This is a genomic window from Pedobacter segetis (genome assembly GCF_016623585.1).
Lineage (GTDB): Bacteria > Bacteroidota > Bacteroidia > Sphingobacteriales > Sphingobacteriaceae > Pseudopedobacter > Pseudopedobacter segetis.
In genome coordinates this window covers 133218-146002 of record NZ_JAEHFY010000006.1, presented here as the reverse complement: position 1 = coordinate 146002, position 12785 = coordinate 133218, and the positions used below count along the sequence as shown (strand labels likewise).

The following is a 12785-nucleotide window of genomic DNA, read 5'->3' as shown; positions in this document are numbered from 1 at the left end:
AGTACGGAATGATTGAATTGTTTTTAACGTTTACATTGTTCTAACATTAAGAACACTAACATCCAAAATTATTAGAACTCCCTAAAAGTTAATGTATGAAAGGCAAGAAGTTTAGAAATCTGGTTTTTTTGGGAGATGTTTTGGCTTTTATGCTGACTTCTTTTGGCGGCCCGCAGGCCCATTTGGCTATTTTATTGAACGATTTTGTTAGAAAGAGGAACTATTTAACAGAAGAGGAGTTGATGGAGCTTTATGCCTTAACCCAGATTTTACCAGGGCCTTCTTCTACGCAAACAATAATTGGCGTTGCCTATAAAATTGGTGGTTTGTGGCTTTCGCTTATCACTTTTTTAATTTGGGCCGTTCCTTCGGCAGCGATAATGTGTTTTATTGCCATTAGTTATGGCAGCCTATCGCTAAACGCCCAATTTACCAAAGTCTTAAGTTTTATACAACCCGTTGCTTTGGGTATTGTTGCTTTTGCAGCATATTCCTTTGGTAAAACGGCCTTAAAATCAGAAGTCAATATTATTTTATGTTTATGCGCTATTGCGGCAAGTTTAATTTTAAGAAGCCCTTATGCTTTCCCGATATTGATTTTATTGGGAGGCATCATCAGTTCGGCAACTGAAACCAAGGTGGAGGAAGACCAATTAAGAACCAAATTGTTTTCTAATATCAACACCAGAAAAGTTGCTTATTTTATTGGTATCCTTTTGCTTTTCGGGCTTTTAGGAGCGATAATAAATAGAACATCCCCATTTAGCTTACCTATTAGGTTATTTGAGAATTTTTATAGGAACGGAATTATCATTTTTGGCGGTGGGCAGGTTTTAGTGCCTTTGATGTACACAGAATTTGTAGATGTTAAACATTATTTAACAGGTGCCGAATTTTTATCGGGTTTTGCGTTTCAGCAGATGATACCTGGGCCAACTTTTTCATTTACTTCGTTTTTGGGCGCTATGTCTCTAGGAAATAGGGGTTATGGGATAGGTGGGCAAATATTGGGGAGTTTAATTGCCGTTGTTGGTATTAATGCGCCAGGAATGATTTTGGTGCTATTTATTGTGCCTTTTTGGGAAGATTTGAAGAAAATCACACGGATAAAACGCTCTTTAAGTGGTATTAATGCAGTTGCAGTTGGCTTTATGATAGCAGCCTTCTTTTTATTGGTTGCACCAGTTGGGCTAAATTTTTTGAGTTTTGGTATTATGCTGGCTACTTTTTTGATCTTGAGGTTCACTAAGATTAAAACTCCCTACATTATTCTTTTTGGGGTTTTAATGGGGGTTTTTTTGAGTTGATTTACAAATTTAAAAAGCCATGTTTAGGGTAAGATAGATCAAATGAAAATGTAATTTATCACGTCTAAAAATCTATTTTAATATTTATGGGATTGTTTTTGGACCATGTTTACAATAAGTTACCCCCCGTAAATTTTATCCTGATCCCCTCTTGAAAATTAGATATGGTTTTAAAGATCTCTCGAAGCGTAACCAGTTCTATCTTTGTCAAAGATTCAATATCTACGGTATTATTAGGTTCTAATTTGTTTTCTAAAATTTGTTGGGCTTGTTTTCTTAGCCTTAAGCTCATTAAATAATAGTAAGATTGCATCAATTCATTAAGTTGTGTTTCTGTAAAAACCCCGATTTCTTTTAAAGCTTTTAGCCGCTCGCCTGTATTTTCTTTCTGGAAAATGCGGTTTTGCAAAGCATAAACCCTAACTAAATCAACAATGGGTGTCATGGCTCTTTTAATATCGAAAACTTCTTTTTTATCTTGGGTAAAGGTTTTGATGTTTTTAAAGAAGGTTAATGGAGGCTCATATTGAAGTGCATTTTTGGCCATGTAAGCAAAGAATTTCTCGGCGGGGTTTTTTAGTTCACTATCAACAAATTCTCTTAATTCATCAATAATAGGAGTATATCCATAAATGGCCCTACAATCAAAAAAAGTAGAAAATTTAATGGCAGATTCTGGCAGGGCATCTTCAATCCATGTTTTATAGTTGTTTTTCCAATGAGATAAAGAATGTGTCCATTGTGGGTTTTTGGCCATAAAACCACCGGTACAATAATCAAAGCCTATATCGTTCAGTTTATCTGATATTCTGGTAGAAAAATCCAAAAAGTAGCCCCTCACTAATTCTCGCTGTTCGTTGGCCTTATCTTCGTAAATAATCGCATTGTCTTGGTCGGTTTTTAGGGTTTGTTCTTTACGCCCTTCACTGCCTAAAACAATATAAACAAACTTAGCGGGTGCCGGGCCAATTTCAGAGAAAACCTCTTCTATCACTTTTAAAGAAATGGTATCGGCAATGGTGGTTATGACCTCGTTTACGATCTCTGCATGTACGCCACGCCCCAAGAGTTGCGAAACTATGTTTGGCACTTTTTGCCATTTAGATTTTAATTCTTTAGAAGATTGCGCCAGTTTAACCGATTGTATAAATAAGAGCGGAGATTGGGCTTGTTCGCTCAATAACCTGTTTCTACTTAAGAAACCCAAATAACCATTATTGCCATCTGCTACCAAAAGGTAGCGAGATTTTGTTCTAAACATCATCAATATAGCTTCGTAAATGTAAGCTTCTTTAGAAATAGCAACTATATTTTTATCTGCAACCGTGTTTATGGGGTCTTCAGAATGTCTTTGGCCGGCTATTACCTTATCCCTAAGGGTAATATCGGTAACAAAACTTACAATGTTTTTATCATCATCTTCTACAAAAAGGCAGCTTACTTTATTGGCCGACATCTTTTTTGCTACCTCAAAAATTGGTGTGTTGTGATTTGCCGTAACCAGATCCTTATAGATTACCCCTTCAATTTTGCGAGAGTATAATTGTTCTGAGGCAATGTAACTTTCTTCAAAAGAGGCTGGTTTTCTATAAAAATTGGCAAATTCTTCGTTTAACATCCTTTTGCCAAAATCTGAGGTAAAGAAGTGGAAGAAATCTTCGTAAGCGGCACACAAGCTTCTAAACTCTTTTCTGTGGAGATGATAAACTTTTGTCCCTTTTTTTGCGATGATGGTTTTTAAAGCTCTTTTTTTATTCAATAAAACAGAGATCCCGCCAAATGTGCTGCCCCTTTCTAAGATCTCTAAATCTCTTCTGTTGTGGCCGGCATCGTAAAAAAAAGATTCATAATTGCCTTCGGCGATGATATCCAGGCCTTTTAACTTGGTGGTATCTTGTTGGTAAAGCAGCTTTTCTTTAGGATAATATACTTCTTCCAAAATTTCTGCGATCCCGATCAAAACATCTTCTGGTAACAGTTTAAACGGCTGCGTTTCCTTAAGCAGTTCTAGTTTACTTTCCATGGGCTAAATGACTGATTAAGATGGTTAATAAAATAATGATCAACAACCCGATCCACTTAAAAAAAGGGTTTATTTCTTCTTCTTTGGCGTTGAACAAGGTTTGTTGGTGCGCAATTGCCTCATTGTTTATCTCTCCGTTTTTTAATAGGCGAAAAAATATCTCCGATGTTAATTCGGCATCCGCAAGCGCATCATGGAGTTTTTCTGGAGGTTTATTAAAAAGTGTTTTGTAAAACCTATTTAGTTTTAAATATTTTAAAGAAGGATTTTTAATATACGGTTTACTGGCCTTCATGGTGCAAAAAACGGGTAATTCATTAATACAAGAATTAATTTTTTCCCTAAAGAACTCTACAGAGACCATGTGAAAATCTAGTTCTACAAAATGCGCAACTATTAAAGGTTTGTAGGTTGCTAGATCTTTGGCAAACCTTGGCAAAACATGGGATATTTCTTTGCCGTTTTTCTTTAAAAACTCTTTAGTGATATGATGTATGTTTTGTGAGGTTTTAGAGATTTTTACCTTATCATTTCTGATGTAGTGGTTTTCTCTTTTGATTTCATTTCCGTCTTTATCAAAGATAAGCCAAGCCAATTGTAAAATATGTGGCCAATTATTGGGAGCATCATAAGGTAAATCCCATTTTTTTGGCAAACCTGATGTTTCTGTATCGATAAAAAGAAAATAATCTTTCACTTAAACAAATTGATGCTATGCGTCTTTCAAACCAAATCTTTCCTCGATCATATCAAAGAAACTTTCATTATCCGTTTGTTTCCAAGCACCATAAGTTGCTTCGGCATCTTTCCCGGCAATGTATCTCAATTGGGTTTTTCCATCGGTTGCGGCGGTATAAATGATGCTTGCAATGTATTCTGGTGTCGAGTAGTTATCATTACTGCCTCCAAATTTCGCCATCACTTTATGGATGGTTTCATCATAGGGCGTTTTTTCTCCTTCGGCAATGGTGGTGTGTAAAGAACGGGTAGCAAAATCTGTTTTTACACCTCCAGGCGCCACCACTTTAACACCAATGTTAAATTGTTTTAGCTCATATTTTAAAGATTCTGAAAGACCATCCAGTCCAAATTTTGTTGCATGGTAAATAGCGTTAAAAGGTAAACCTACCAAACCCCCGATAGAAGTAATGTTGATGATCAAACCATTTCTATTGGCCCTCATGTTGGGTAAAATTTCTTTTATGGTTCTAATAACCCCAAACATATTGGTATTAAACTGCTTCGTCAAAGTTTCTTCGCTTACCGTTTCTAGCGGGCCAAAAAGGCCAAAACCGGCATTATTTAGTAAAACATCAATTTTCCCGAAATCGTTGATGGCCTTATCAACTGCGCTTTTAACGCTTGAAGCATCGGTTACATCTAATTGATAAAGCTTTATGTTCTGGTTTTCTTGTAATTCTTCCTTACCGTTGATATTTCTCATGGTAGCGGCTACTTGCCAACCTTTGTTTGCAAAATATAATGCGGTTGTTTTTCCAATCCCTGATGATGCCCCTGTAATAAATATGGTTTTTTTCATGTTTTCTAGTTTATTTGTTGATGATAAATATATTCAAAAAAAAACTCCCAATTGGGAGTTTCTGATTTTTAATGGTTGCAGGGATTATAAATAACCCAATATTTTCATCACTTGTTTGCTGTTTTGCTCTTCGCCAAAAACCTCGTAATTAAAAGTTTCATCTCTGTTTCTACGGATGATCACCTGTTTAGGCGATGGCAACAAACAATGATGGATCCCTCCGTAACCACTCAACACCTCTTGATAAGCGCCCGTATGGAAAAAGCCTAAAAACTGCACTTTACGTGTTTTAGGCATAAATACGTTACCCACATGGGCTTCCTGGTTGTAATAATCTTGTCCGTCACAGGTAATACCGCCTAAATTAACACGTTCGTATTCGCTATCCCAGTTATTGATCGGTAATAAAACGTAACGTTGGTTTAATGCCCAAACATCGGGCAGATTGGTGATAAAAGAACCATCAAGCATCAACCACTTTTCACGGTCGTTTTGTTGTTTACGCCCCAATACCTTATATAAGATACCACTGGCTTCTGCTACCGTATATTTACCAAATTCTGTAATGATATCAGGTTCCATCACTTCATGCTCGGCACAAATTTCTTTGATACGCTTAATGATCTCATTGATCATGTACTCGTAATCGAAATCAAAAACCAAAGAATCTTTAAAGGGCATACCGCCGCCAATATCCAAAGTATCTAGATCTGGGTTTATTTTCTTGAACTTACAATAAAGCGTAACATATTTCTCTAATTCGTTCCAATAGTAAGGCGTATCGGTAATACCAGAATTGATAAAGAAATGGAGCAGTTTAACTTTGAAATTAGGGTTTTTAGAGACTTTAGAAGTATAGAAATCTATAACGTCTTCTTGCCTCACGCCCAATCTTGAAGTATAGAACTGAGAATCTGGCTGTTCTTCGGCGGCTATTCGGATACCTAAATTACAAGGCGTATCGATGTCAACTTCATCGTCGTAAAGGTTAAACTCTTCTTTATTGTCTAATACTGGGATGATATTTCTATAACCATCATGCAGCATATCAATGATGTACTGCTTGTATTGAAAGGTTTTGAAACCATTGCAAATTACGGTAACATCTTTTGTAAGAGCTCCCTTTTTCTCCAAGGCTTCGATCATCGGCATATCAAAAGCCGAGGAAGTTTCTAAGTGGATGTCGTTTTTTAAGGCTTCTTCTACAATATGTTTAAAATGCGAGCTTTTGGTGCAGTAACAATACTTATAAGATCCTCTGTAATTATTTTTGATGATGGCGGTATGAAACAATATCTTGGCCTGCTGTATTTTTTTGCTGATGATGGGTAAGTAGGTAAACCTAAGGGGGGTACCATAAGTTTCTATCATTTCCATCAGGTTTAGATCATGGAAATAAAGTTCATCATCAATAATATCGAAACCTTCTTGAGGGAAACCAACGCTAAGGTCTAGAAATTCTTCGTAGCTCTGCATTTATTATATATTTTTCGCAAAAATGTGATTAAATTATGGTAAAATATAGAAATCAGAAAAGTTTTACAATTTGTAAAGGGTAATTTTTAAGAAAGGATAAATATTTTGGCGTTCCCCACGCTTTGCCAAGCATCGCTGCGCCAGCTGGCTGATGTAGTTTTTTGTTTATAATTAGGTGGTTTCTTATTCTTCGACTTCGCTCAGAATGACAATGCCCAGAGAGGCAATGCACAGAGAGGCAATTCTCTGAGAGATAATGCCCAGCTTGACAATGAACTGATTGACAATTCACAAAACGACAATTTTAAGTATGAAAAAAAGCTGCCGCTACTCTACCTAACGCAAGCCAAGCTTGCCCAAATGAATCTCGGCCATCATGCACCTTGCGCTACCGCCTCCGTTATCTTCAATGGTGGTAAGTGGAGATGATAATATTTCAGAATGTTTAGTAAGTTTTTCTATTTGACTTTTATTTAAAGATTGATGTGCCCTTTCGCTCATTACCAAAAAACTTTTACCTGCTTTATTTTTAACTTCTAACATATTCCCCGCAAATTGATTCATCTGCGAATAATCTATCTCTATAATTTCTTTTTTGGCTTTATTAAAGCAGTTGATCAGCAAATCTTTTTCTTTTTGATTGGGTACGGCATCTAAACAAATCACCACAAAATCTGTGGCAACGCACATCATCACGTTGGTATGGTAAATGGCAAAACCATTTTGATCAACAGCGTTAAATGTAATGGTTTTAAAGCCGCTTTCGTTACAGAAAATATCCAGAACATTTTGTTGTGTGCGGATAGAAAGACAAGCATAAGCAATTTTGTTTTCCCTATCCAAAACCATGCTTCCGGTTCCTTCCAAATATTGTCCTCGCTCTTCGGTAAAAGAAATATCATTGATCTCTCTAATGTCAAATTGTTTACCCAGCTGATCAATCAAATCATCCCTTCGCTCTAATCTTCTGTTTTCTGCCTGCATAGGGTAAAGGTAAACGCTACCATCATCATGAAAAGAAACCCAATTGTTAGGGAAAATAGAATCTGGCGTATGGGGGTTTAAGGTGTCTTCTATTACGGTAACCTCAATTCCTTTTGCTGTCAATTTTTTCACAAAAGCATCAAACTCTGCCAAAGCCTTTTCTTGTACATTTTCTTGCGGAGCAGATTTTATCTGAAATGCGTTGCTGCCGGCCGTTTGGATGTTTAAACCAAATGCAACCGGGCGTACCATTAAAATTTGTGAGGTGCTTTGCATCTTAATACATTTTGTTTCCGTTTGCAGATTCTGCCGGTATTTGTTGTATAGCATCCCAATGTTCTACAATTTTCCCATCTTCAAACCTAAAAAAATCCATCGTAACATATTCATCATTGCCTGGCCAAGTTTGGTGGGTGTGTAAAGCTACCAGATCAGCATCTTCTACAGAACGAACAAATTCTATGGATTTATCTGGATATTCTTCTTGCATTTTGGTAAAATAATCTATAAAAGATTGCTTTCCATCACCAACAACAGGGTTATGTTGAATGTACTTATCGCCAACATATAACTTTACCGCTTCGGTAGGGTTTCCATTATAGGCCATTTTATAAAAAGCTATTGCCTTTTCTTTATTTGATATTTTTGCGGTTAACATAAGATTTAATCAATTTGAATTACTTGGTTTACTAACGGTTTTTTTAAAAATATACTCTAAAATAAAACACAATAGAACAATGCTCAATGATATGATAATACCAGTTCTATTGTCTTTAAATTGTTGAATAATTAGAGTGATGTAAGCTGCCCCACATAATAAAAACCCAAAAAAATGAATCCATTTTTTAGATTTTAGTTCTTTGTGTTTTCTAAAACCAATATAATTTACCACAGAAAATATAAATAGAAAACCAGCACTGCCCGCTGTAGAGATGCTTTGTAGATTAAAAAGATTTACCAAAACAATTGAAAAAATGGCTGTTATCAGTAATCCGATAGGCTTGCCCCAAAACTGGCGGGTAAAATAGTGAGGTAACTCACTATCGTTTGCGATATCATAATTTACTCTACTGCTTCCCAAAACCGTAGCATTGATAGCAGAAAAAGTTGATATAACGGCCGTGATGGCAATAATTGTAAAACCTAATTGCCCTAAAGAGGGTTCTGCGGCCTTTGCTAAAACATAATCTTTGGCGGCTGCTATTTCTTTAAAGGGCAATGAGCCTACTGTTATAATCGCTATTAAGATGTAAAGAACCACCACAAAGCCTACAGAAATAAAATAGGCTAATTCTGTGTTTTCTTCTCGGTTTTCTAAATCGGCAACAGAGTTTGCTATCAGTTCAAAACCTTCATAGGCAACAAAAATAACCATGCCACCACTTAAAATTAAAACGGGGCTTTCCCAATTCTGAGGATTGAGCTGATGCAAATTTTCTGTATGATTGCTAAATCCGTAAAAGCCAATACCAACAAAAACGATAAGGATGGTCAGTTTTATGAAAACCGAATAGGATTCAATCTCGCCAACTAATTTGATACTTAAATAATTGATAAGCAATGCAGCGATGATAATTGCAGTCTCGAAAATATGGGTATCCAAATTTTTATCTCCTGTTAATTGAATGAGTTGTTGTGTATAAGAGCCAAATGCTGATGAATAAAGCGCAAGCATAACTATATAGCTTATCCACAATAAGTTATTTACACCGCCACCAAAAATGCCATCGCCAAACTGTTGATGGATAAAGTTTACGGTGCCACCATTTTCTGGATATACCTTTGATAATTTTGCATAAGAATAGGCGGTTAATAGTGCAATAATCCCTGCAAACAGAAACGCAATAGGAGTTGCTCCTTTAGCTAAAGAAACTGCTAAACCTAAAACCGCAAAAATTCCGCCACCAACCATTCCTCCAATACCAATGGAAATGGCATCTTTTAAGTTGATTTTATCTGAGGTGCTTTTTTTTGTCATTGATCAATCTACTAATTCATCCCTAAAAACGGGCATACTCATGCAATGGAAACCACCCCTTGCCCTTGAAAGTTCTGCCGATGGCATGGTAATAAACGTATTTTCTAAAGTACGGGGGTTTAATTCGCCAATTTCAAATTTTTGGAGCAGGTCCTTAACCCCAATTATCCTAAAACCTTTTTGTTTAAAAGCATTGATCGTGTGTTCGTTCCTATCGTAACCCAATACCACACCTTCTTTTAAAGCTAGCAGATTGCAAGAATCTGTCCATTGTTCCCTAGAATCATAAGGGAACTCTTCATTTCCTGAATAAATGATTTCCGTTTTTTCTGTCGATTTTAAATCGTTTTCACTGATGTCGGCTAAAAGTTGTTCTACAGAATCAAATTTTATGGGTTGGTTAATCTTCCCTTTAATAAACTGGGTTACTTCGGTTCTGTCTTCTGGTTGTTTTTCTGTGATGTGATCAATTGGTTCGTTTCCGTTTCCACGATGATCGATCATGGCAATGGATTTTAGAATGACCCACATATTCTTTTTAACTTGGGTAAAAACGGTATCGAGGTGCATAAAATCTCGCTTATGTGGGATCTTAACAACCGTAACTTTTTCTACTACATTTCTATCGAAAAGCATTTTGATGGTTTCATTTATGGCTGCCGCCGATGTACGTTCGCTAAAGCCAATAAGTAAATGATTTTTAGCCACTACCATCACATCCCCACCTTCTAAAGTGCTATGTTGTTCGTTTTCTTCACCCGGGCGTAAAAATTGGGGCAAAGAATCTGGGATTTCTAAAATGTTATCCTCATAACTTGCAAAAAGCGGGTGGTTAAAGAAAATATACCTTGCAATTAGGGTTTCCCTAAACCTTGCCTTTTTAGCAGGTTTATTTAGCAGCACAAAATTATTGATGATGATGGCAACATCTCTTGTGAAGATAAAATTTGGGATGGGCGCAAAAATCATCCTGTCGTTATCCATGGAGCCAGAAATGATGATGTTTGCCAATTCTGTGTTAGACTTGGCCATTAATTGGTTCTGCAAATGATAGGTGCAACTTTCCATAGCACAAACCGAAGCCACCAATTTATGCTTAATATTTTCGTTGATCAAAATATCCGATAGCAGTTTTTGCAGCTCTACAACTTTTAAAGAATTATGGAATTTTGGATGCCCGGGCTTATAAAAATCCCTAGATAAGTCTTTATCCAAATCTTTTAATTTCCCTTGTATTTTCTCTGTATCTAAAAAATAAAGCAGTAGTTTTAAATAATGGTCGTATTCGTTTTTGCGTATAGTTTTTAAATGTACTATATCTTCAAAAAGCCAATCTTGTGCCTTAGAAGGTACAACCTTGCCTAAACCGCTATCTGGGCTATGGATAATGAGGCAGCGCAAAGCACCAATCTCTGAGCCTACGTTTACTTTAAAATCATTAAAAGTTTCTGACATAAAATGGAGTTGTATAGGATCGCGTTAGGGATTGAAATGGCAGCTTTTTTGACTTTTTTTGGCAAAAAACTACAATGTAAAGCCCGCCCGAACGCCCTAATTAAAATTTCAATCAATTACAAATCTATCAGAATTAAATGCTTTATATGCAGGCATTATTAATTATTTTTGCACCATGAATTTTCTACAACAAGCCATCTCAAAAGCATTATTACAACTTTTTGATTATGAATTTACTGATAACCAAGTAGTTTTAGAGCAAACTAAAAAAGAATTTGAAGGCCATGTAACATTTGTGGTTTTCCCTTTTGTACGTTTTACAAAAAAATCTCCCGAGCAAACGGCAACTTCAATTGGTGAGTTTTTGAAGGAAACCTGTGAAGAAGTAAACGATTTTAATGTGATTAAAGGCTTTCTTAATATTGTTTTAAGTGATGTTTATTGGTTGGGTGTTTTTGAGAATGAAATAGTAAAACCCAATTTTGGGTATTTACCAGCTAACCGCGAAAAAGTGATGGTAGAATATTCTTCGCCAAACACCAATAAACCTTTGCATTTAGGGCATGTTCGTAATAATTTACTGGGTTATGCGGTCTCCGAAATATTAAAAGCTGCCGGTTTTGAGGTTATAAAAGCCAATTTGGTAAACGATAGGGGCATACACATCTGTAAATCTATGCTGGCTTGGCAAAAGTTTGGCAATGGTGAAACGCCAGGATCTTCTGGTTTAAAAGGCGATCATTTGGTGGGTAAATACTATGTGATTTTTGATCAACATTACAAGCAAGAAATAGAGGTTTTAAAAGCAGCAGGAAAAACCGAAGAAGAGGCAAAAAAACAAGCTCCGCTAATTTTGCAAGCGCAAGAAATGTTGCAAAAGTGGGAGAGTGGAAATGAGCAGGTGATGGCGCTTTGGAAAAACATGAACCAATGGGTATATGCCGGTTTTGATGTTACTTACAGAGCTTTAGGTGTTAATTTCGACAAAACCTATTACGAATCTAATACCTATTTGTTAGGTAAGGATATAGTTGCCGAAGGTTTAGAAAAAGGTGTTTTCTTTAAGAAGGATGATGGTTCTGTTTGGATAGACCTGACTGCCGACGGTTTGGACGAAAAACTGGTACAAAGGGCTGATGGGACTTCGGTTTATATCACACAAGATTTAGGTACTGCTCAATTAAAATACGATGAATTTAAAATGCAGGAATCTATTTATGTGGTTGGTAATGAGCAAGATTATCACTTTAAAGTGCTGTTTTTGATTTTAGAAAAACTGGGTAAACCCTGGGCCAAAGGAATGTACCATCTCTCTTATGGCATGGTTGATCTGCCTACGGGTAAAATGAAATCGAGAGAGGGAACGGTGGTTGATGCGGATGATCTGATACAGGAAATGAAGCAAACCGCCAAAGAAAAAACCGAGGCTTTGGGCAAGGTGGATAATTTTGAAGAAGCTGAAAAAGAGCGGCTTTTTGAGATGATTGGCTTGGGTGCCTTAAAGTACTTCTTGTTAAAGGTAGAACCTAAAAAACGGTTATTATTTAACCCCTTAGAATCTATTGATTTTCAGGGAAATACAGGTCCATTTATCCAATATACCCACGCTAGGATAAAATCTGTTTTGGCTAAAGCCGATTATAGCGAAAGCACTTTAGATTATGATCAAAATCTGAATGGGACCGAGGTTGAACTGTTACAATTGTTAAGTAAATATCCAGAGGTTTTAAAAATATCGGCAAAAGACCATAACCCGGCCGATATTGCCAACTATGCTTATGATCTATCAAAAACCTACAATAAGTTTTACCAAACAGAAAGCATCCTAAAGGTTGAAGACCGATCAGTAAAAACTTTTAGGCTAAAGCTATCAAAACATACTGCCTTAACGCTAAAAAAATCTATGGGCTTGTTGGGGATCGAGATGCCCGAGAGGATGTAGAAAATTTAAGATCTATCAAAAACAATAAATGTCATGCTGAATTTATTTCAGCATCTTATCAAAATGAGTTCTCATATAGT

At 36.3% G+C, this 12785-nt stretch carries 10 protein-coding genes; 2 read left to right on the top strand and 8 right to left on the bottom strand.

Annotated elements, in window-relative coordinates:
• Window positions 1-95: 95 nt before the first annotated feature.
• Window positions 96-1307, top strand: coding sequence for a chromate efflux transporter (gene chrA / locus I5M32_RS05640; RefSeq protein WP_200585211.1), 1212 nt, complete (start codon window positions 96-98; stop codon window positions 1305-1307).
• A 109-nt stretch (window positions 1308-1416) separates the two neighbouring features.
• On the opposite strand, the gene I5M32_RS05635 is transcribed toward chrA, so the two are convergent.
• The 8 genes from I5M32_RS05635 to I5M32_RS05600 all read right to left on the bottom strand — a co-directional run bounded on the left by I5M32_RS05635 (window position 1417) and on the right by I5M32_RS05600 (window position 10763).
• A complete protein-coding gene (locus I5M32_RS05635) occupies window positions 1417-3330 on the bottom strand; it encodes a DUF294 nucleotidyltransferase-like domain-containing protein (protein WP_200585210.1) in 1914 nt (637 codons plus the stop codon).
• Window positions 3320-4027, bottom strand: a complete 708-nt coding sequence (locus I5M32_RS05630) for a 3'-5' exonuclease (RefSeq protein WP_200585209.1) — start codon at window positions 4025-4027, stop codon at window positions 3320-3322. The genes I5M32_RS05635 and I5M32_RS05630 overlap by 11 nt, the downstream gene beginning before the upstream one ends.
• 15 nt (window positions 4028-4042) lie before the next feature.
• Window positions 4043-4870: an SDR family oxidoreductase gene (locus tag I5M32_RS05625; protein ID WP_200585208.1), complete on the bottom strand. Its 828-nt coding sequence runs from the start codon at window positions 4868-4870 to the stop codon at window positions 4043-4045.
• An 84-nt stretch (window positions 4871-4954) separates the two neighbouring features.
• The gene (locus tag I5M32_RS05620; RefSeq protein ID WP_200585207.1) at window positions 4955-6346 is read right to left on the bottom strand and encodes a type III PLP-dependent enzyme domain-containing protein; all 1392 of its coding nucleotides are present in this window, start codon (window positions 6344-6346) and stop codon (window positions 4955-4957) included.
• A gap of 336 nt (window positions 6347-6682) precedes the next feature.
• Window positions 6683-7606 carry a citrulline utilization hydrolase CtlX gene (gene ctlX, locus I5M32_RS05615; protein WP_200585206.1) on the bottom strand — a complete coding sequence of 308 codons (924 nt, stop codon included), beginning with the start codon at window positions 7604-7606 and terminating at the stop codon, window positions 6683-6685.
• 1 nt (window position 7607) lies between these two features.
• Window positions 7608-7988 carry a nuclear transport factor 2 family protein gene (locus I5M32_RS05610; protein WP_200585205.1) on the bottom strand — a complete coding sequence of 127 codons (381 nt, stop codon included), beginning with the start codon at window positions 7986-7988 and terminating at the stop codon, window positions 7608-7610.
• A 9-nt stretch (window positions 7989-7997) separates the two neighbouring features.
• A complete protein-coding gene (locus I5M32_RS05605; RefSeq protein WP_200585204.1) occupies window positions 7998-9308 on the bottom strand; it encodes an APC family permease in 1311 nt (436 codons plus the stop codon).
• A 3-nt stretch (window positions 9309-9311) separates the two neighbouring features.
• Window positions 9312-10763 carry an arginine deiminase family protein gene (locus I5M32_RS05600; protein ID WP_200585203.1) on the bottom strand — a complete coding sequence of 484 codons (1452 nt, stop codon included), beginning with the start codon at window positions 10761-10763 and terminating at the stop codon, window positions 9312-9314.
• Window positions 10764-10938: 175 nt separating this feature from the next.
• Between I5M32_RS05600 and argS the strand changes: the two genes are divergently transcribed.
• On the top strand, window positions 10939-12705 hold the full coding sequence (gene argS / locus I5M32_RS05595) for an arginine--tRNA ligase (RefSeq protein WP_200585202.1): 1767 nt from the start codon (window positions 10939-10941) through the stop codon (window positions 12703-12705).
• Window positions 12706-12785 lie beyond the last annotated feature (80 nt).